The organism is Hymenobacter caeli (assembly GCF_013294115.1).
GTDB lineage: Bacteria > Bacteroidota > Bacteroidia > Cytophagales > Hymenobacteraceae > Hymenobacter > Hymenobacter caeli.
In genome coordinates this window covers 34,358-54,977 of sequence record NZ_JABSNP010000008.1, presented here as the reverse complement: position 1 = coordinate 54,977, position 20,620 = coordinate 34,358, and the positions used below count along the sequence as shown (strand labels likewise).

18 protein-coding genes are annotated in these 20,620 nt (G+C 65.4%); 10 read left to right on the top strand and 8 right to left on the bottom strand.

Annotation, left to right across the window (positions count from 1 at the left end; translation table 11 throughout):
- Window positions 1–85: 85 nt before the first annotated feature.
- Window positions 86–2,155, bottom strand: coding sequence for an alkaline phosphatase (locus tag HNP98_RS22330; RefSeq protein WP_173809932.1), 2,070 nt, complete (start codon window positions 2,153–2,155; stop codon window positions 86–88).
- A 194-nt stretch (window positions 2,156–2,349) separates the two neighbouring features.
- Between HNP98_RS22330 and HNP98_RS09990 the strand changes: the two genes are divergently transcribed.
- Window positions 2,350–3,399 carry a hypothetical protein gene (locus HNP98_RS09990; protein ID WP_173809931.1) on the top strand — a complete coding sequence of 350 codons (1,050 nt, stop codon included), beginning with the start codon at window positions 2,350–2,352 and terminating at the stop codon, window positions 3,397–3,399.
- A gap of 196 nt (window positions 3,400–3,595) precedes the next feature.
- On the opposite strand, the gene htpG is transcribed toward HNP98_RS09990, so the two are convergent.
- From htpG to HNP98_RS09965, 5 genes are all read right to left on the bottom strand, one after another.
- Window positions 3,596–5,431 (bottom strand): molecular chaperone HtpG, encoded by a 1,836-nt coding sequence (gene htpG / locus HNP98_RS09985; RefSeq protein WP_173809930.1) that lies wholly within the window; start codon window positions 5,429–5,431, stop codon window positions 3,596–3,598.
- A gap of 89 nt (window positions 5,432–5,520) precedes the next feature.
- Entirely contained in the window at window positions 5,521–5,979 is a 459-nt protein-coding gene (locus HNP98_RS09980) for an STAS/SEC14 domain-containing protein (RefSeq protein WP_173809929.1), read from the bottom strand.
- Between the two features lie 166 nt (window positions 5,980–6,145).
- The gene (locus HNP98_RS09975; RefSeq protein ID WP_173809928.1) at window positions 6,146–6,613 is read right to left on the bottom strand and encodes a hypothetical protein; all 468 of its coding nucleotides are present in this window, start codon (window positions 6,611–6,613) and stop codon (window positions 6,146–6,148) included.
- Window positions 6,614–6,857: 244 nt separating this feature from the next.
- Entirely contained in the window at window positions 6,858–7,298 is a 441-nt protein-coding gene (locus HNP98_RS09970; RefSeq protein ID WP_173809927.1) for a Fur family transcriptional regulator, read from the bottom strand.
- Window positions 7,299–7,348: 50 nt separating this feature from the next.
- Entirely contained in the window at window positions 7,349–7,837 is a 489-nt protein-coding gene (locus HNP98_RS09965) for a hypothetical protein (RefSeq protein WP_173809926.1), read from the bottom strand.
- A 713-nt stretch (window positions 7,838–8,550) separates the two neighbouring features.
- Here HNP98_RS09965 and HNP98_RS09960 point away from each other — a divergent pair.
- Together HNP98_RS09960 and HNP98_RS09955 are read left to right on the top strand one after the other, a co-directional pair.
- Complete coding sequence (locus HNP98_RS09960; protein ID WP_173809925.1) at window positions 8,551–8,904, top strand: hypothetical protein; 354 nt, start codon at window positions 8,551–8,553, stop codon at window positions 8,902–8,904.
- Window positions 8,905–9,156: 252 nt separating this feature from the next.
- Window positions 9,157–11,622: a TonB-dependent receptor gene (locus HNP98_RS09955; RefSeq protein WP_173809924.1), complete on the top strand. Its 2,466-nt coding sequence runs from the start codon at window positions 9,157–9,159 to the stop codon at window positions 11,620–11,622.
- Here HNP98_RS09955 and HNP98_RS09950 read toward each other — a convergent pair.
- Complete coding sequence (locus HNP98_RS09950; RefSeq protein WP_173809923.1) at window positions 11,615–12,076, bottom strand: GNAT family N-acetyltransferase; 462 nt, start codon at window positions 12,074–12,076, stop codon at window positions 11,615–11,617. The genes HNP98_RS09955 and HNP98_RS09950 overlap by 8 nt on opposite strands.
- Window positions 12,077–12,238: 162 nt before the next feature.
- Here HNP98_RS09950 and HNP98_RS09945 point away from each other — a divergent pair, with 162 nt between their 5' ends.
- The 4 genes from HNP98_RS09945 (at window position 12,239) to HNP98_RS09930 (ending at window position 14,714) form a co-directional block, all read left to right on the top strand.
- Window positions 12,239–13,219: a cation diffusion facilitator family transporter gene (locus tag HNP98_RS09945; RefSeq protein WP_173809922.1), complete on the top strand. Its 981-nt coding sequence runs from the start codon at window positions 12,239–12,241 to the stop codon at window positions 13,217–13,219.
- 200 nt (window positions 13,220–13,419) lie between these two features.
- Window positions 13,420–13,848, top strand: coding sequence for a hypothetical protein (locus HNP98_RS09940; RefSeq protein ID WP_173809921.1), 429 nt, complete (start codon window positions 13,420–13,422; stop codon window positions 13,846–13,848).
- Between the two features lie 91 nt (window positions 13,849–13,939).
- Window positions 13,940–14,380, top strand: a complete 441-nt coding sequence (locus tag HNP98_RS09935) for a DUF6526 family protein (RefSeq protein WP_173809920.1) — start codon at window positions 13,940–13,942, stop codon at window positions 14,378–14,380.
- A gap of 31 nt (window positions 14,381–14,411) precedes the next feature.
- Window positions 14,412–14,714, top strand: a complete 303-nt coding sequence (locus HNP98_RS09930; protein ID WP_173809919.1) for a DUF4286 family protein — start codon at window positions 14,412–14,414, stop codon at window positions 14,712–14,714.
- Window positions 14,715–14,839: 125 nt separating this feature from the next.
- Here HNP98_RS09930 and HNP98_RS09925 read toward each other — a convergent pair whose 3' ends face one another.
- Window positions 14,840–15,271 carry a hypothetical protein gene (locus HNP98_RS09925; protein ID WP_173809918.1) on the bottom strand — a complete coding sequence of 144 codons (432 nt, stop codon included), beginning with the start codon at window positions 15,269–15,271 and terminating at the stop codon, window positions 14,840–14,842.
- A 156-nt stretch (window positions 15,272–15,427) separates the two neighbouring features.
- Here HNP98_RS09925 and HNP98_RS09920 point away from each other — a divergent pair, with 156 nt between their 5' ends.
- From HNP98_RS09920 to HNP98_RS09910, 3 genes are all read left to right on the top strand, one after another.
- Window positions 15,428–17,473, top strand: coding sequence for a M13 family metallopeptidase (locus tag HNP98_RS09920; protein WP_173810064.1), 2,046 nt, complete (start codon window positions 15,428–15,430; stop codon window positions 17,471–17,473).
- A 112-nt stretch (window positions 17,474–17,585) separates the two neighbouring features.
- Entirely contained in the window at window positions 17,586–18,977 is a 1,392-nt protein-coding gene (gene mgtE, locus HNP98_RS09915; RefSeq protein WP_173809917.1) for a magnesium transporter, read from the top strand.
- Between the two features lie 221 nt (window positions 18,978–19,198).
- The gene (locus HNP98_RS09910) at window positions 19,199–20,611 is read left to right on the top strand and encodes a carbohydrate porin (protein WP_217425721.1); all 1,413 of its coding nucleotides are present in this window, start codon (window positions 19,199–19,201) and stop codon (window positions 20,609–20,611) included.
- Window positions 20,612–20,620 lie beyond the last annotated feature (9 nt).

Sequence of the window (20,620 nt, the reverse complement as noted above, 5' to 3'; positions counted from 1 at the left end):
ATTGGAGGCGAACTAGAATCCAACGAGGCCGTCATGCTTCGGCAAGCTCAGCATGACGGCCTCGTTGGCAGGTAAGCGTCCTGCCTTACAGCTTGATGGTTTTCTGCGAAACTACCTGGCCGTTCACCGTGACGGCGGCCACGTAGAGGCCGGTTTTCAGGCGGGAGCCGTCCACGGCCACGGCGTGGGGGCCGGTGCCGAAGGCTTTGTCGGCCACCACGGTTTGCACCTTCTGGCCGATTTCGTTGAACAGCTCCACCGTGACGGCCCCGGCGGCAACCAGGGTGAAACCCACCTGGAACCGGTCGGCAAACGGCACCGGGCTGAGCACCAGGCCCGTGGTGGCGGCCGGCAGGGCCCCGGGGCGGGCGCTGAGCGTGGTGGCGAACATCGTCAACTGCATGAAATCGGCCATGATGGGCGTAAGGGAGGTATTGTCGAGCAGGCCGCGGCCGGTGATTTGCGAGGCGTGCGTGTTGGTGTTATCCTCCGCGGCCACCCAAATGTCCTGCGGGGTGTGGTTGCCCACCGCCCCGGTCACATTGGTCCCGTTGCCGTTGGTGAGCGGGTTCGAGGCGTAGGCCACCACGATGCGCTTGGCCGTGGCCGAGGCCGGCTGGGGGTAGTCTTTGCCCTGGAAGCTGGCCAGCACGTAGTCCGGGAACCAGCCGTTGGCCCCGCCGTCGCCGCGCGAGAGGCCGGTGGGCACGGCCCCCGCGGTGGCCCCGGCGGCCTTGGTAATCTGGCCGGCGTAGGTGCGGATCTTGGTGGCGTTCTTCGCAAAATCCGCCTCGTCGTGCAGGCCCGTCACGGCGAAGCCGCCGCACTCGTGGTCGGAAGTGCTGAAAATCAGAGTTTTGCCGCTGCTGGGCGTCGCCAGCAGGGCCCGGCCCTCGGCCACGGCGTAGTCGAAGGCCAGCACTTCCTTAATCATGTAGTCGGAGCCGTACACGTTGGCGGTGCGGGCGGTAGTAGGCGTGGCCCCCACGCCGGCGTCGCCGCCGCCCACGTAAGCCGGCTTGTCGGCGTCCACGGCGTACTGGTTGGCGGCGCTGGTGCCGGCCACCACCGAGATGCCGCCGGTGTTGGAGTGCTCCAGGTGGTCGATGCGGCCGGCCTCCACCATCAGGAAGAAGCCTTTGCCGTTGCTTTTGGCCTGCAATACTTTGATGGCCATCGCCGTCATGTCGGCCAGCGAGGGCTCCCAGGCGGCGCTCGTCTGCCGGTCCTGCTCGTAGTTCACGTGCGAGGCGTTGAAGAGGCCGAGCAGCTTCTTGCCGCCGGGGCCGTACTGCGCCAGGTCGATGTTGAGCAGGGCGTCGCGGCTGTTCACGTACTGGTAGTTGCGCTGCTCCACGGCGTACTTCACCAGGTCGATGTCGTCGGCGCGGGTGCCCTTGAGGGTCACGGCCGTGCCGGCCGCGTTCAGGATGGGAGCGCCGGTGCGGTCCACCACGGCCTCGTAGGGGCTGGCAACGGTGCGGGTGTTGGGCATGAAGTGGCGGGCCCCGCCGCCGAGCAGCACGTCCAGCTCCACGCCCACTTTCTTATCGGGCAGCACCCAGTCGCGGGCGGCGGTGTAGCGGTAAGACGCCGTGGGGCTGGCGTTATAAATGGCCTCGTACTGGGCCTCGGTGGAGGCGATGTACTGGGCAGAGATGTAGTCTTCCAGGTCGCGGAACCAGATGTGGCTGGCAAACGCGGCCGGTGTGGCGTGCGTGATGCGGGCCGTGCTCACGAGGCCCACCGCGTAGCCCTGCTTTTTGGCGGCTTCCAGAATGGTTTCGAGCGGGGCCCCGCTGGCCGGGTTCAGGGCCAGCACCTCGTTGTCCTGCTTGCCGGCCTTGCCGCAGGCGTACACCGAGGCCCCGGGGGCCGAGTCCGTAATCCACGAGTTGAGCGAGTGCGTGGTGACGGTGGCGTTGTACTTCATCTTGTCCAGGTTCAGCACCTGGAAGCCGGCGTCGGTGGCGAAGCGCTTGCCGTCGCGGCCCTGGCCCAGGGCCATGCGGGTGGCCGTTTTGGGGGCCAGGCCAAAGCCGTCGCCGATGTAGAGGATGACGTTCTGGTTGGTGGAAGCGGCTTGGGCGCGTACTTCCTGCCGGGCGGCAACGGAAATCAGCAGGCCGCCAGCGAGTAAAAATTTACCGTTCATAAGTGGTTGGTGGAATGAGGGTGAGCCGGTAGCAAAATTCAGCGGCGGCCGTTAGCCCGGTATTTCCCCTTCATCACCCCTTCATTATGAATCGGAAAAACAATATTTAGTATGGTAATGGTAACATAATCTATTCCCGGCGGACCCGGCAATTATCTTTGCGGGTACGGCTAAAGTGCCGTTCAATCAGCCCCATGCCTACCCTTTTTCGCTGGTCTTTCGGCCTGTTGCTGTGCGGCTCGCTGCTGGCCCCCAACCCCTCATCGTGGGCCGGCCCCCGGCCCCGCTACGCCCTCGACGGCCACGAGCGGCCCGTGGCGCTGCTGCGCACCGGCAAGGCCACGTACCTGGTCACGCAGCGCAGCGTGTTCCGCCTCGAAGGCAAGCAACTTGTGCGCAAGTACCGGGGCAGCGCCCCGATTCAGTGCGCCGCGGCGGCCGACACCGTGCTGTGGCTCGGCACCCACCAGGGCCTGCTGGGCCTGAACACGCGCACCTTTGGGGCCCACCCGCTGGCGCTGCCCGGGCCCGAAGCCGCGCCCAACATCACGGCCGTTTTCCGGGACTTGCGCGGGGCCCTGTGGGTGGGGGCCAACGGCTACGGCGCGTTCCGCTGGGCCAACGGGGCCTTCGCGCCCGAGCTGGGCGTGGCGTCCATCAACGGCGGCGTGGCCACGACCGACAGCTCGGTGTGGGTGGCCACCAGTGTCGGCCTCAACCGCAAGCGGGGCGCGGAGTGGATTCGCTACAACGAGGAAGGCGTGGGCAACCGCGAAATCCCCGACAACATCGTGGAAAAGCTGCTGCCCGACAACGCTGGCAACCTGTGGGTGGTCATGTCCGACGCCATCTGCGTGTTCGAGGCCGGCGGCACCCGCGGCGAGGCCGAGCTGCCCACCGTCAGGTTCCTGGGCCGGCCCGGCAACGAGCTGTACGGCGTGGCCAGCGTGCGCGGCGAGGGCCGCCTGTTCGCCACGGGCATGGGCCTGCTGCTGCTGCCCAACGAGCCGGCCGACCGCCTGACCAGCTTCGACGCGCCCGCCACCGATAAAGTAGCGCCCGCGCGGCTGCTCCGGCCGGTACCGGCCCCGGCCGGTGCGGCCAACCCCGTCTTGCTTCAGGTGGACGACCACCAGCGGCTGTGGCTGGTGAGTGAAGCGGAAGTAGTTGTGCTGACAACCAAAGAGTTTCACCGGCTGGCGGCGGGCCTGGCCAAGCCGGCCGGGGGCACCGCCAAGCTGTAGTTCAAAGAAAAGAACCTAGCAAAATTGAACGTCATGCCTCGGCTGCGCTCGGCATGACGTTCAATTTTGAACTTCCCCACCTTCTGAACAACTCCAAAGCACGGAGCTGTTCAAGCAGAGAAAGGCCTGAAGCAACGCGTGCTTCAGGCCTTTCTTCATTCAAAAAACAGTGCAGCGCGAAGCGCGGCTTCCGACCCTAGAGCAGCTCGGTGCTACGCTTCACGAAGGCCGTAAGGGCCTCGCCTTTCAGCATGCCCTGGGCCAGTAAGGCCAGGTCGAAGGCTTGCTTGGCCAGCTTCTCGCCGGTTTCGCCATCGGCCAGCACGCGCTGGGCGAGGGGGTGGTTGGCGTTCACGGTCACGTCGAACGAATCGGGGAAGGCCCCGAACATCTGCATGCCGCCCCCGCCGCCGGTGCGCTGCATGTCCTTCATGCGGCGCATGAACTCGTTTTGGGTAATGACCACCGGCGCGTCCTGCGGGCTCAGGGCCGCTACTTTCACGTGCATGGCCTCGTTGTGGATGGCCGTTTTGAAGGCCTCCGCCAGCTTGGTCTGGTCGTCTTCGCTGAGCACGCTTTCGGTGGTGCCGTCCTTCTCGATGAGCTTGCCGATGGTGTCGGCGTCCACGCGCTTGAAGCTGGTTTTTTCCAGCTTTTGCTCCAGCTGGCCGATGAAGTGCGAGTCGAGCACCTGGTCGAGGTTCAGCACGTCGTAGCCGCGCTCCTGGGCGGCGGCCACGTAGCCGTGCTGGGCCTCGGCATCGTTGGTGTACAGCACCACGGTATTGCCGTCCTTGTCCTGCTGATTGGCCTGGATGTGCTCGGTGTACTCGGTGATAGTGAACAGTTTGCCAGCCACATTCTTCAACAACACGAAGTCTTTGGCCCGCTCGTAAAACTTCTCATCCGACAACATGCCGTACTTCACGAACATGCCGATATCAGTCCATTTCTCCTCGTAGCCGGCGCGGCCTTTTTTGAACAGGTCGTTCAACTTATCGGCCACCTTGCGCGTCACGTAGGTGTTGATTTTGCGCACCGCCGCGTCGGCCTGCAAGAAGCTGCGCGACACGTTCAGCGGAATGTCGGGCGAGTCGAGCACGCCGTGCAGCAGCATCAGGAATTCGGGCACCACGTCCTTCACCTCGTCGGTGATGAACACCTGGCGCGAGTACAGCTGAATCTTGTTGCGCTGGAACTGCAGCTCGTCCTTCACCTTCGGGAAGTACAGGATGCCCGTCAGGTTGAACGGGTAGTCCACGTTGAGGTGAATCCAGAACAGCGGCGCGTCCATCGACATCGGGTACAGCTCCTGGTAAAACTTCAGGTAGTCATCGTCGGTCAGCTCGCTGGGCTGCTTGGTCCAGATGGGCGTGGTGTCGTTGATGAGCTGGCCTTCCAGCTCAATGGGCACCGGCAAAAATTTGCAGTACTTGGTGAGGATGGTGCGCAGCCGCTCCACTTCCAAAAACTCGTCCGAGTCGTCGGCCACGTGCAGCACCACGTCGGTGCCGCGCTCGGCCTTGGCGTGCTCGCCGGTGGGCTCGTCGAGGGTGAACTGGGTGCTGCCGTCGCAAATCCAGTGGGCCGTCAGCGTGTCCTCCTTGTACGACTGCGACCAAATCTCTACTTCCTTGGCCACCATGAAGGCGGAATAGAAGCCCAGGCCGAACTGCCCGATAATCTGGTCCTTAGCCGTAGCATCGGTTTCTTTGTACTTCTCCACAAACTCGGTGGCCCCGGAGAAGGCAATCTGGTTGATGTACTTCTTGATTTCTTCGGCGCTCATGCCCAGGCCGTGGTCCGAAACCGTGATTTTACGGGTTTCTTTGTCCACGGTCACGCGCACTTTCAGTTCGCCCAGCTCGCCCTTAAATTCGCCCTGGCGGGCCAGGCTTTGCAGCTTTTGGGTGGCATCAACGGCGTTCGAGACCAGCTCACGAAGGAAGATTTCGTGGTCGGAGTACAAGAACTTCTTGATGATGGGGAAGATGTTCTCGGTGTGGATGGAGATGGAGCCGGTTTCCTGCATGGCGATAAATAGGTTGGGTGCGTGGGAAGGCCCGCGCGTGGCGGGACCCCCGCCCGCCCCCAAAAGCTGCGCCACGCGGCCGGGCGCTGTCAGGTTGGCAGCGGGGCGGGGGGCGGGCCGGCGGCCCACTCGGCCTGCAGGCGCTGGGCCGCGGCGCGGCCCGTCAGCCAGTCGAGGGCAGCAGGCACCTCGTCGAACACCTGCACCTGGAAGCGCATCAGGTGACGGGCCACCCAAAACATGGCCTCGGTGGTCATCTGGTTGTGCAGGTGCTCGGGCCGCAGCACCAGGGCCACGCACCGCAGCGACTGGCCCGCAATGCGCGGAAACCAGTAGGTCGACATCCACAACTCGTCCTTGATGCCAATGGGCGGCAGGCCCTCAAAATCCACTAATACGTGGGTGGGCTGGTGGGCCACCACCAATTCGAGGCCGCGCTCGAGCGCGGGGCGCAGGCGGTGGTTGGCCAAATCAAGCCACTGGAACCGCAGCAGGCGCAGGCCCGCGTCGTGCTGCACCTGCAAGGCATCAAAAAGTGGGAAAAGCATAAAACGGAGCCCTGGGGGAGCGTGGGCAACCCCAAAGGAACAACCCGCGGCTCCGAAAGCCCAAGGAGCAAAACCGGAATTTTAGCGTGGCCGAGAAGAGGGCATACGGTGGCCCTGGCGGCGAGCTGGTAAACAAGTTGCCCTGCCAGGTTGTCAGCGCGAAGGGCTACGCCTGGTCATAGCCGTAGCTGGCCCGCTGCTCGGCGGCATTGCCGGTGCCCGGGGCCAATCCGGCAGGCCCGAAAGCCGCGTCCCACTCGGCGAGCAGGCCGGGCACGAGGGGCGAATAGTCGCTAATCCAGCGCAGGGCGGGTATCGACTGCGAGAAGAACTGCACGTCGAAATGGATGAACGGCCGCGCCATAAACAGCAAGCCTTCCACCACTTGGTGGTTGTAGATGCGGCGGGGCGAAAGCACGATGACCACCTGCTCCAGGGGAAGCTCGACGGCCCGGGGCATCCACTGGGTGGCCAGCCAAGCCTGGTCGTAAGGCGAAATGTCGGGCAAAGCGTCCAGTTCGAGCACGACCCGGCTCGCCGCCACGCGCCGGGCCACTTCCAGCACCCGCTCAAAAGTGCTGCGGAACCGGCTCATATCGCGGCCGGCGGCCCAGCTCACACGCAGCAAACTCAACGGCGCACTGTGTTGAATTAACAGTTCGCTGATTTCTTGGATAATCATATGATGGGTAGAGGCAGTAACGCCTAACGGCGTGATAACGGCCAACTGGCTGCAATGATACGTTCGAAAGGAGGTAAAATTGTGTGCTTTAACCGCCGGGCCCAAATACTAAAGTGCCGGTACGTTCGGATTTAGGGGGCCGGTGAATCAAGCGGAAAACCCGGCCAATGGTGCCGCTTACCCGGTGGCCGGGTTCTCAGGGAGTGGGCTGGCACAGCTGGCACGTGCCCGAAAGCAGGTAGTCGCGCCGCTCGGCCCGGAAGCCGCCGGGTAGGGCCACGGCTGGGATGGCCACCTGGCTCAGGCAATACGTGTGGGCACACACGCCGCACTTGAAATGCACGTGGTTATCGAAATGCGCGTCCGCGCTGCACTCGATGGAGCAGGCCGCGTAGCGCAGCACGTCCGAGTCGTCGATGACGCGGTGGATAAGGCCGCTCTGTTCGAAGCTTTTAAGCGTGCGGTACAGGGTGATGCGGTCGGTGCCGGGGCCCGTCTCCAACTCAATCTCGGCCCCGGTGAGGGCGTAGCCCTTGCCCGCCAAGGCGGCCAGCACGGCGCGGCGCACGGGCGTCTGGCGCAGGCCGTGGCGAACGATGGTTTGGGCGAGGCGGTCGGGGGCAACGGCGGGGGGCATGGGGCAAAAGTAAGCAGCGGGCGCGCCGGAGACCGGGGCCGGTGGGGAAACTAAGGGGTGGGCGGCCACCGGCGAAATTCTACCTGCTGGCCGATGCGCAATGAATCGGCCCACATGGGCCGTTCCAGCACCAGCTGCCGCCGGCCCAGGCGCACGATGCGCCAGCGGGCAAACGACGAACCCTCGGCCGCGCCGGGGCTCTGGGCTTCGACAACGCTTTTACCTACGGTGTAGGTGCCCGTTTCGGTACGCGCCGGCGCGCTTTTGCTTTTCTGCGCGTAGCGGTAGGTGCCGTCGGCCCGGAACTCGACGACCTGCTCCAGCGTGTGGTGCCGCAACTCAAAGTTGGTGACGGCCAGGGCCGAATCGTTCATGCGCTCCTGGAGCGCGTGCGACACCACGTGGTTGGCCACGAGGCTGATTTGCAGGGCCTGCCAATGGCCCGCCAACCGGGCGGGTGCTTGCGCCGCCGCTTCCCGGGGGCCCCCGGCCAGCGCGGCGGCCAACAAGAATCCGCGGAAGGCCGAGAGGTGCTGCATAGGGACCCATGACGCGGCCGCGCCGCAAATAGTTTGCCCGGCCTAGTAGCCGCAAGCCTGCCGGCGGCAGCGGCGCTGGTTGAGGAGGTGGGCAACAATGAGGCCGGCGGAGGCGGCGTGCTGTACCAACTGCCAGCCCAGTCAGCGCCCTTCCAACAGGCCTGCCACCACAATCCGAACGGCCCCAAAAGGGCTCTCCGCAGCCCGGCCGGCGACGGCCGGCAGCCGCCACCGGCGCCCTGCTCAACGCCAGGAAGCCCAACTCCCAGCGAGCGGCGACGGCCCTGAGGTTGCGGGTGCCCCACCAGGCCAGCAGCAGCGGGCCGGCCGCGCAGCGCACCCGCACGGCACGGCGTTCAGGGGGCCCCGCCATAATCGGCGGCCCAGCCTAGGGCGGGCCACCTGTGTGGTTCAAAATCGGGCACGGCAAATACAAAGCGGCGGGCATGGCCGCAAGGAATGAAAGCAAAGCAACAGGCGGAGGGCAAAATAATAAACGCAACTTAGTTGCAAATAGTAATTAATTTGGTTTGAATTACCGCCAACCAGCATCTAATAATTACAAGTAAAGCATTGATTGTGTTGATTTGCTGATATAAATAATTCATATGACAGTCTGGCAACCCGCGCAATTGTGCTGCATTAGCTATTTCTGTCCCTTGGGCAACCTCCGACGAGCGGCTTTCGTAAGCCGCCGCGTTGCCTGCTAACCCGTGTTGCCCGTGCTGCTGCGCCGCCAAACCCTTGCCGTCTTCCTGCTGCTCTGCTTTGTGCGGGTGCTGCTGCCGGAGGCATGGGTGCTGGCCCTGCACCCGCACCGCCACACCGCCGAGGCAGTCCCCCGGGCCCGCGCCGGGGTTGCCAAGGGCAATGCCCTGCTGAGCGGCCAGCACAAGCACTGCCACGAAGAAGCGCTCTACCGCGCAGCGTTTCAGCCGGCCGCGCCGGTGGCGGTGCCCGGGCCGGCGGGCCCGGCCGTGGTGGGCCTGCGCGCGCCGTTCGCGGCGTCGGGGTGGGCCGAGGCCGTGGCGGCGCAGCGCTGCCTGCGGGGCCCCCCGCGGGCCTAGCGCCGGGTGCCGTCTGGGTTGATTTAAGGCTTCTTCGTGGCCTGTGGCCGTTGTGGGCGGGTCGGCGGGGGCGGCCCCAGCCCACCTTTTTTTCAGGTAAAAATTTTCAGCCGCGGGGTTCCGCGGCCGGGGGTACCTTCCGTTTGGCGCTGAAGAAACCGGGGGAACGCCCTGGCCGGCAGCCGGGAACAATGCGCTGCGGAAGTGCCCCTATTTCTTGCACTGCGGCTTTGCCGTTTCCAACTTTTTGTCATGCGTCAACTGCTAATCATTGTTTCACTGGGCATACTGGCCGGGGCTGCCCGGGCCCAAACGGCCCCCGGGCCCCCCCGGGCCCGCGCCGCCGCGGCCTTCACCGGCCGCGTGACGGACGCCACCACCGGCGAGGCCGTGCCGGGGGCCACCGTGCTCTTCACCGACCTCAAGCAGGGCGCGGCCACCGACGCCGCGGGCACGTTCAGCTTTGCTGACCTGCCCCGGGGGCGCTTCGGGGTGCAGGTGCGCTCGCTGGGCTACACCACCGTGAGCCTGACGGTGGACACCGGCAGCGGCCAGCCGCTGGCCGTGAAGCTGAGCCCGGCGGCCACCGAAATCGGCCAGGTGGTGGTCACGGGCGTGTCGGCGGCCACCGAGGCCCGCCGCTCGCCCATCCCCACCACGGTGGTGGACCACACCCGCCTCAACCAAACGTCGGGCACCAACATGATTGACGCGCTGGCCCACACGCCGGGCGTGAGCCAGATTACCACCGGGGCCGCCATCAGCAAGCCCGTGGTGCGCGGGCTGGGCTACAACCGCGTGACGACCCTGAACAACGGGGCCAAGCAGGAGGGCCAGCAGTGGGGCGACGAGCACGGCATCGAAATCGACGAGTTCAGCGTGGACCGGGCCGAAATCATCAAGGGCCCCGGCTCGCTGCTCTACGGCTCCGACGCCATGGCCGGCGTCATCAACCTGCTGGCCCCCGAGCCCATTGCCGACGGCCACATCACCGGCTCGGCCACGGCCAACTACCAGACCAACAACCGCCAGCAGGGCTACTCGCTCGAAAACGCGGGCAACATCAACGGCCTGAACTGGCTGGTGCGCGGCACCCGCAAGGTGGCCGGCGACTACCAGAACCGCTACGACGGCCGCGTTTTTAACTCGGGCTTCAACGAGTGGGACGCCAACGGCTACGTGGGCCTGAACAAAAGTTGGGGCTACTCGCACCTCAACTTCAGCACCTTCAACCAGCAGCTGGGCCTGGTGGACGGCGGGCGCGACTCGCTCACGGGCCGCTTCGTGAAGGACTTCGCCATCGGCCCGACCATTGCCTCGGTGCCGGTGCCAAATACCGGCTTTAGTGGCTACGGGCTGGAAATTCCGCGCCAGCAAATCAACCACCTGCGCTTTGGCACCGACAACAGCTTCATCCTGGGCGACCAGGGGGCCCGGCTGGCCGTGCAGCTCAATTACCAGCAGAACCTGCGCCGCGAGTTCGGCAACGTGCTCGACCCGGCCGAAACCAACCTCTACTTCCAGCTGCGCACCCTCGACTACGCCCTGCGCTACTACCTGCCCGAAATCAACGGCTGGAACGTGACGGTGGGCACCAGCGGCCTGCACCAGCAGAGCCGCAACCTGGGCCAGGAGTTCCTCATCCCGGCCTACGTGATGAACGAGGCCGGCGTGTTCGGGGTGGTGAAGAAGTCGTTCGGCAACCTCGACCTGGGCGGGGGCCTGCGCTACGACGTGCGCCGCATCGGGGCCGACCCGCTGTTTCTGGACGGCGACGAGCACCCCACCGATGCCGCCACGGCCGGGGCCGAAACCAAGTTTGGGGGCTTCCGCAGCACGTTCCAGAACTACAGCGGCAGCCTCGGCGGGGCCTATAATGTGAGCGACAAGCTCACGCTGAAAGGCAACGTGTCGCGCGGGTTCCGGGCCCCCAACATCGCCGAGCTGGGCTCGAACGGCCGCCACGAGGGCACCATTCGCTACGAAATCGGCCGGCCCGACCTGAAGGCCGAAACCAGCCTGCAGCTCGACGGCGGCATCAGCTACGCCACCGACCACGTGCGCCTGAGCGTGGACGCCTTCGAGAACACCATCAGCAACTACATCTTCACGCGCCGCCTGCTGAACCACGCCGGCACCGACTCGCTGACCGCGGCTAGCCCCGGCGCGCCCAGTGTGGGCGTGTACGAGTACGGCGCGGGCCGGGCGCAGCTGGTGGGCGGCGAGGCCACCTTCGACGTGCACCCGCACCCGCTGGACTGGCTGCACTTCGAAAACTCGTTTTCGATGGTGCGGGCCCATCAAATCGGGGTGAGCGACGACCAGCGCTACCTGCCCTTCATCCCCGCCGACCGCCTGCAATCGGAGCTGCGCGGCAACTTCCGCCGCCAGGGCCAGCGCCTCACCAACAGCTACGTGCGCTTCCAGCTGGAGCACACCTTTGCCCAAAACCGCTACTTCTCCGCCTTCGACACCGAAACCGCCACGCCGGGCTACACCCTCTTCAACGCCGGCGCGGGCACCGACGTGGCCGACGCCAAGGGCCGCACGCTGTTCTCGCTCTTCATCACGGCCAACAACCTGTTCGACGTGGCCTACCAAAGCCACCTCAGCCGCCTCAAATACGCCGACATCAACTACACCACCGGCCGTATGGGCGTGTTCAACATGGGCCGCACGGTGAGCTTCAAGCTGGTGGTGCCGCTGGCGTTTAAGTAGGTATATTACTTGGGGCGGGCCCCGGGTAGGGGTTGGGGTGCGCGATTTCCAGCCACCGCTCGGCGTGTTTCAGCGGCGTGTAACCCTGTTGCTGATAGAGGCCGTGCGCGTCGAGCGTGGCCAGCAGGTGGCGGCGCAAACCTTGCAAGTCGGGGTGGGCCAGCATCGTGCTGACCAAGGCCTTGGACAGGTCCTGGCCCCGGAACTCGGGCAGCACGAACACGTCGCAGAGCCAGGCGAACGTGGCCCGGTCCGTGACGACGCGGGCGAAGCCGGCCAAGCGCCCGTCGGGGGCATAAAGGCCGAAACAGAGCGAGTGGGCCAGGGCCCGCGCCACGGTGGCGTAGGGGATGTGGCGGGCCCAGTACGACTCCTCGCTGAGGTAGCGGTGCACGGCGGCCACGTCGAGCCGGGCGGGGTCGGTGCTGATGGTGAAGCCGGGAAGCAGGGGCATGGCGAGTAGTAAGCGCGTGAGGAACAACGACGTTGCAGGTGGGGCCCGGCGGGCCGGGCGCAGCCCCCGGCCCGCAAATTTATTGGCCGCCGGCGCCGAACTTCGCCCGGGGCCCCGGTGGTTTACGGGGCGCTACCTGTTTGTACCTAGCTTTTTTGCCTCATGGGCCATTCCCACAGCCACGCCGGCCACGACCATGCCGGCCACGTGCACGCCACCCCGCCGGCCGGCGGGGCTTTCAGTGCGGCCTTTGCCATTGGCATTGGGCTCAACCTGACGTTTGTAGTGGTGGAAGTTATCGGGGGGCTGGCGGCGAACTCGGCGGCCCTGCTCTCCGACGCCGGCCACAACCTGAGCGACGTGCTGGCCCTGGCCCTGGCCTGGGGCGCGGCCTGGCTGGCGGGCCGCCCGGCCACCGCCCGCTACACCTTCGGCTACCGGGGGGCCACCATCCAAGCGGCCCTGCTGAACGCGGCGCTGCTCTACGGTGCGTTGGGCTTCGTGCTCTGGGAAACCATCGACCACCTGCGCCACCCGGCCCCCGTGAACGGGCGCGTGGTGATGCTGCTGGCCGGCCTGGGCATTGCGGTCAACGGCTTCACCGCCTGGTTGTTTCGCAGTGGGCAGAAAGGTGATGTGAACGTGCGCGGGGCTTACCTGCACATGCTCACCGATGCGCTGGTGAGCCTGGGCGTGGTGGTGGGCGGGGCCGTCACCTACTTCACCCACTGGACCTGGCTCGACCCCGTGCTCGGCCTGGGCCTGCTCGGCGTGATTGCCGTGGGCTCGTGGAGCCTGCTGCGCGACACCACACGCCTGGGCCTGCAAGCCGTGCCCGACGGCGTAGATTTTGAAGCCGTGCAGGATTTCCTGCTCCGACAGCCCGAAGTAAGCAGCGTGCACGACCTGCACATCTGGAGCCTGAGCAGCGACGGCCACGACACGGCCCTGATGGCCCACCTCGTGCGCCCCGGCGGGGCCGACGCCGCTTGGCTGGCCGAGCTGTCGGCGGGCCTGCTGCGCGAATTTCACATCCACCACAGCACCGTGCAGGTGGAGGACGGCGAACTGCCCGGCGGCTGCCACAGCGGCTGCGCCGGGGCACTGCCGGGGCCCCGTAAAGCGGCTGCCGTGGCGGTATAAGAAGCCGCGGCGCTGGTGGCCAGCTGGCGGTTATGGCGTTCGCTGGCCGGATTGTTTATTGGTTCCGTTCAGCGGCAGTGGGTGGCGTTGCGCTTTTTCTAAGCCAGCGGCTTTGTCGAACAGTTCGGTACGGTTCTTGAACTTGCGGGGCTCGGTTCCCGTATTGGAGCCACATTTAATCTTGCTGTTTTTACATTGCCATGAAAAAAATTCTTGCTCTGCTGGCCGCCGTAGTCCTCACCGGCACCGCCGCCCGCGCCCAGACCACCACGCCCGCTACCACCACTACCACCACCGAGCAAACCGTTACCCCCGCAACGCCGACGCCCCTGCCCAGCGCGGCCGATGCCAAGGATGCTTACAAGCAGCAGCAGGCCCAGACCGATAACGCCCGCCAGGCCACCCGCGACAGCAAAAACGCCTACAAGGAGCAGGAGCGCAGCCTAAAGGACCAGAAAAGCCAGATGCGCGCCCAGCGGGCCCAGGCCAAGATGGCCAAGGAGCAGATGAAGCAGCAGCAAACGGCCGAAAAAGCCGCCAAAGAGCAGGAAAAAGCCGCCAAAGAGCAGGCCAAAGCGGCCAAGCAGGCCGAAAAAGCCCAGGAGAAGGCCGCCAAAGCCGCGAACTAACCCGGCCCGGCGCCGTAAGCAAAGACCCCGGCTCCGCGCCGGGGTTTTTTATTGCCCATGCCCCGCGCTTTTGCGCTTTTCGCCCCGCCCCATGCCCGCCAAAAACCCCGCTAAATTCTACCCCTGGCACCACTTCGTGCTGCTGCCCCTGGCCCTGCTTGTGGCCGTCTACGCCGTGCAGCACTATACCAAGGTGGCCGGCGACGATGACCAGCTTGCCCGGCTCTGGTTCACGGTGGCGGCGCTGGCCGTGGTGGGCCTGGGCGTGCTCGTGATGCTGCGCCAGCACTACGCCCTCGCGCTGCAGGACCGGATTTGCCGGCTGGAAGTGCGCCAGCGCTATTTTGAGGTGAGCGGCCAGCGCTTTGCCGCACTCGAAAAAGAGCTTTCTTTGAAGCAAATTCTGAGCCTGCGCCTGGCCGGTGACGCCGAGCTGCCCGCCCTGGCCCAGGCCGCGGTTCAAGAAAAACTCTCGCCCCCAGCCATTCAGGCCCGCATCAACGACTTCCAGTTCGACGCCATGCGCGTGTGAGGCCGGGGCACCCATTTGCCGTTTTCCGCTTATGATTCTGTACAACGTGACCACCAGCCTGGAGCCCGCCGCGGCCGACGAGTGGCTGGCCTACATGCGCGAAACCCACATGCCCGAAGTGATGGCCACCGGCTGCTTCATCAAAAGCCAGCTCTGCCGCCTGCTCAACGAGGAAGACGACGGCATCACCTACGCTTCGCAGTACTACTGCATCGGCCTGGAGCAACTGGAGGCCTATCAGGAACATTTCGCCCCGGCCCTGCGGGCCCATATGGACAAGCGCTTCGCCGGCCAGTACGCCTCGTTCCGCACTACGCTCGAAGTGGTGGAATAACCACGGCGGACGAGGTGGGGCAGCTGGTTAATAGTTGAACGGCTTGCCTTTGGGTAGCCGCGCCTGGGGTTGCTCATCGAGGCAACGGACAGCGGGCCGCCCGCATCGGGTACGCGCCAGGGGCCCTACTTCAGCAGCCAGCCCAGCAGTGCCAGCCGGGCCGTCCAGGCCAGGGTGCGCAGCCAGTTGGTGCGCACCAGGCCGTCGATGGTGATGTAGTCGTAGCCATTGGCTTCCAGGCGGTTGTGGAACGGGACGGAAATGAAAAACGTGACGGCCCAGACGAACACCACCAGCCCGAGGCTCCACCAGCCGGCGCCGCGGGGCAGGGCCCCGCGCCCGGCCCAGGCCAGCCACGCCGCCAGGGCCAGCTCCAGCACCATGGGGGCCAGCACCACGTAGCTCATGCGCTGGGTGTGGGCGGCGTGGTAGCGCGGAAACTCGGCCTTGCCCACCAGCGCGAAGCCCGGGTAGTGCACCACCTGCACCGTCCAGATGAGGCCGGTGAGGTAGGCGGCCAGGGCAAAGTTGAGCAGCAGCAGTAAGCGGAGCGACACGGCAGAAACGGAAGCGACGGAAGATGCGCTGTGTACGCAAAACACCAGCGCTTCATCTAACAATAGGCAAACGTGGGGCCCCGGGGCCCGGTTTCGGCTTAACATTGCCGAACCAAAAACCGCGCCCCGCCCGGGGCCCCACGCCGCTGCCCTATGATGCACAAAAACCTCCTGGCCCTGCCGCTGCTGGCGGCCCTGGCCACCGCCTGCAACTCGTCGCCCACCGCGGCCGATGCCGCTGCCAAGCCCGATTTGCTGCGCGCTGCCCTCGACACCACGGTGGCCCCAGGCGACGACTTTTTCAGCTACGCCAACGGGACGTGGATCAAGAACCACCCGATTCCGGCGTCGGAGAGCAACGCGGGCATCGGCATTGAGGTGCAGAAAGAGATTTATGCCCGCCTGCGCGAAACCAGCATCGAGGCGGCCAAGGCCAGCGCCGCGGCCGGCAGTAACCAGCAGAAAATCGGCGACTTCTGGGCCGTGGGTATCGACTCGGTGAAAGCCGATAAGCTGGGGGCCATGCCCATCAAGGCCGAGCTGGACCGCATCGCGGCCATGAAAACGGTGGCCGAGGTGCCGGCCGTCGTCGCCCACGAAATCCAGCTGGGCGTGCGGGCCCTGATCGGGCCCCGGGTGGGCCAGGACGACAAGAACAGCGACAAGATGGCGATGTACTTGTACCAAAGCGGCCTGGGCCTGCCCAACCGCGACTACTACTTCAACACCGACAACCGCACCAAGGGCGTCCGCCGCGCCTACGTGCGCCACGTGGCCAGCACCTTTAAGCTGCTGGGCCAGGACTCGACCGCTGCCAACGCCAACGCGGCGCGGGTAATGGCCTTGGAAACGAGCCTGGCCAAGTCGTCGCGCAAGCTGGAGGCCCTGCGCGACCCCTACAAAAACTACAACAAGATGACCGTCGCGCAGCTCGGCAAGCTGACGCCGGGCATCGATTGGCAAACCTGGTTCGGCCAGCTGGGGGCCCCCCGCGTGGATACCGTGATTGTGGGCCAGCCCGAGTTTTACCAAACGGTGGGCCAGCTGCTGAAAACCAAGCCGGTAGAAGACTGGAAAGCGTACCTCACCTGGCAGGTGGCGCGCGGGTTTGCGCCCACGCTCAGCCGGCCGTTTGTGGACGAGAACTTTAAGTTTTACGGCACCACGCTGAGCGGGGCCAAGGCCATGCGCCCCCGCTGGAAGCGTGTGCTCGACATGCAGGAAAACGCCTTGGGCGACGCCCTGGGCCAGCTGTTTGTGAAGGAATACTTCAAGCCCGAGGCCAAGGCGCGCTACGACACGCTGGTGAAAAACGTGGTGGCCTCCTTCGCCGAGCACATCAAAAACGTGGATTGGATGAGCGCCCCCACCAAAGTGGTGGCCCTCGACAAGCTCCACAAAATCACGCCCAAGGTGGGCTACCCCGACAAGTGGAAAGATTATTCGGCCCTAACCATTGACCGCAGTTCGCTCACGGCCAACGTGATGCGCGCCAACGCTTGGCGCTATAACTACCAGCTGCACAAGCTGGGCAAGCCCGTGGACCGCACCGAGTGGCGCATGACGCCCCAGACGTACAACGCCTCCTACAGCACCAGCAACAACGAGATTGTGCTGCCCGCCGCCGCCTTCGCCATCCCCACGCTGCTCGACGCCGACGCCGACGACGCCCTGGTGTACGGCTACGCCGGGGCCAGCACCATCGGCCACGAACTGACCCACGGCTTCGACGACGAGGGCAGCCAGTACGATGCCCACGGCAACCTGCACGAGTGGTGGAGCAAGGCCGACCGCCAGCGCTTCAACCAGCGCGTAGCCGTGATTGTCAAGCAGTTCAACGGCTACACGCTGCTCGATTCCATGCACATCAACGGCAAGGCCACGGCCGGCGAAAACATTGCCGACCTCGGCGGCATCGTCATCGGCCTCGACGCTTTTAAGAAAACCAAGGAGTACAAAGAGGGCAAGAAAGTGGGGGGCCTCACGCCTTTGCAACGCTACTTCCTGGGCTACGCCCTGGGCTGGCAGGAGCACGACCGCGACGAAGCCCTGGCCTCGCAGCTGCTCACCGATGTGCACTCGCCGGCCCAGTACCGCGTGAACGGCCCCATGGCCGACGTGCCCGCCTTCTACGAAGCCTTTGGGGTGAAGCCGGGCCAGAAGCTGTACCTGCCCGACTCGGCGCGGGTGAAGATTTGGTAGGCAGGAACAAGCTGTTAGCCCTCAGCTGCTAGCTATTAGCTTGTTTTCAAGCAACTTAACGTTTCAGCAACAATGGCTAACAGCTAGCAGCTGATGGCTAACGGCTTACATAATGGCATTTTATACGTTTGCCACGCCCGCCGATAACGTCCGCGAGCTACTGGCCCAGCACGATTTTCGGGCCCTGAAGGGGACGCTGCAAAACTGGCCCGCGCCCGAGCTGGCCCGTTTCATCGCCGAGCTGCCGGAAGCGCAGTTCCTGGTGCTGTTCCGGCTGCTGCCGCTGGCCCAGGCGGCGGCCGTGTTCGGCTACCTGGCCCCGGCCGCCCAAAACCAGCTGCTGGGCCACCTCACGCCCGAGCAGGTCACGGACGTGCTCAACGACATGGCCCCCGACGACCGCACGGGCCTGTTCCAGCGCCTGCCGGCGGCCTTCGTCAAAACCCAAGTTGAGCGCCTCTCGCCCGACGAGCGCCGCGTGACGCTGGAGCTGATGGGCTTCCCGCACGAGAGCGTGGGCCGGCTGATGACGCCCGACTACATCGCCATCGGCGAGGACTGGACCGTGCAGCAAGTGCTCGACTACATCCGCCGGCACGGGGCCAGCGCCGAAACCGTGACCATGCTCTACGTGGTGGACGCGCAGGGCGTCATGCTCGACGACGTGCACATCCGCGAGTTTTTGGTGGCCGAGCCCACGGACTGCGTGGCGGTGGTGCGCAACAACATCTTCGTGTGCCTCGACGCGCTGCAAAGCCAGGAATCGGCCCTGGCCGACTTCCGCCGCCACCAGCGCGTGGCCCTGCCCGTGACCAACGCGGCGGGCGTGCTGCTGGGCATCGTCACGCTCGACGACATCCTGGCCCTGGGCGAGCGCGAAAACACCCGCGAAATGCAGAAGCTCGGCGGCTCCGAAGCCCTGGACGAGCCGTATTTGGAAATTCCGCTGCTGAAAATGGTGAAAAAGCGGGCCGGCTGGCTGGTGGTGCTGTTTCTGGGCGAGATGTTCACGGCCACGGCCATGGGCTTTTTCGAGGGCGAAATTGAAAAGGCGGTGGTGCTGGCCCTGTTCGTTCCACTGGTCATCAGCAGCGGGGGCAACGCCGGCTCGCAGGCCACCTCGCTAATAATCAGGGCCATGAGCCTGGGCGAGGTAACCGTGGGCCGCTGGTGGCAGGTAATGCGCCGCGAGGTGCTGGCCGGCCTGGCCCTGGGCGCGATTCTGGGCATCGTGGGCACCATCCGCATTGCGTTGTGGCAGGGCCTGCACCTGCGCGACTACGGGCCCCACTGGGTGCCGCTGGCCTTTGCGGTGGGCTTTGCGCTGGTGGGCATCGTGCTGTGGGGTTCGCTGGCCGGTTCCATGCTGCCGCTGCTGCTCAAGAAGGTCGGCTTCGACCCAGCCACCTCCTCCGCTCCCTTCGTGGCCACGCTGGTGGACGTGACGGGCCTGGTCATCTACTTCTCCGTGGCCTACCTGTTCTTGCACGGCACCATGCTGTAGCGCGGTGCCCCGCCGGCAGACCAAAAAGAGGGGGCGCTTATTTTTAGAAAAGGCAAAAATAAATTTTAGACTAGTCTAAAATTTATATACTTTTGTGCCGGTTCGCGCAATGCCGGGCCCCGTGGATGGCTTTGTACTGGGCTGACCGGTGCAAAGCGGGCCTTGGGGCCGGGTCTACCTTTGCGAAATCCTGCGCTTCAATTGGTAACCTTTTGTATTTGATGCCACGCTATTCCTCTCTGCGGCTGCCCATGCTGGCCGCCGCGGCCCTGCTGCTGGCGGGCCGCGCCCGGGCCCAGGGCCAGGTCACGCCGCCCGCGTCGGCCACACCTGGCCAACAGCCCGCCGCGGCTTCTGCCCAAGCCCCCGCCCGTCAAAAAACCGATTCGACGGCCAACTGGAGCCTGCATTTCCAGCAAACGGTCATTCAGCAGTGGCATAACGACCTGAGCCCGCGCTACGCTGGCGACCACAGCTTGCAAGCCCGCGAAAATGCCAAGCTCTCGCTCACCACCACGTTGTTTCTGGGCCGGCGGCTGTGGAAAGGCGCGGCGGTGTTTTTCAATCCTGAGGTAGCCGGCGGCAGCGGCCTGAGCGGGGCCACTGGCATCGGCGGGGCTCCCAACGGCGAGACGTTTCGCATCGGTGACCCTTCGCCGCAGGTGTACTTGGCCCGGCTGTATTTCCGCCAACTCTGGGCCCTGGGCCCCGACCGGGAAAACGACGAGGACGACCTTAACCAGCTCAAGGGCAGCCGCCCGGCCCGCTACCTGTCCCTGACGGCGGGCAAGTTCAGCATCGCCGATTACTTCGACCAGAACAGTTACTCGCACGACCCGCGCACCCAGTTTTTTAACTGGAGCCTGATGAGCGCCGGCGGCTGGGACTACCCGGCCAACGTGCGCGGCTACACCGTGGGGGGCGTGCTCGAGTACGTGACGCCCGCCCTGGCCCTGCGCGCCAGCGTCACTTCCATGCCCACCGATGCCAACGGCCCCACGCTCGACCTCCACTACGGCAAGGCCCAGGCCACGACCGTGGAAGTTACCAAGCCCTACGCGCTGCGCGGCCACCCCGGTGCGGTGCGCTTGCTGGGCTTCCGCAACCAGGCCGCGATGGGCAGCTACGCCCTGGCCGTGCGCGACGCGGGCTTTTCCGCGCCGGATGTGACGGCCGCCCGCGCCGAGCGCCGCACCAAGTACGGCTTCATCGTAAACGCGGAGCAGGAAATTAGCAAGGAAATCGGCGTGTTTGGCCGCTTCAGCTACAACGACGGCCACAACGAAACCTGGGCCTTCACCGAAATCGACCAGAGCCTGAGCGTGGGGGCTACCAGCACCGGGGCCCGTTGGCGCCGCCCCACCGACCGCCTCGGCGCGGCCCTGGTGGCCAATGGCCTCTCGGCCGACCACCGCGCCTACCTGGCGGCCGGGGGCTCGGGCTTCATCCTCGGCGACGGCCGCCTGGACTACGGCCTGGAATACATCGGCGAAGTGTACTACAGCATCGACTTCCCCCGCTACCACGCCGCCCTGAGCCCCGATTACCAGATTGTGTTCAACCCCGGCTACAACACCAGCCGCCTGCCCGGGCCCGTGCACATCGCGGCCCTGCGCGTGCACGTCGAATTCTAGGGCCCGCGG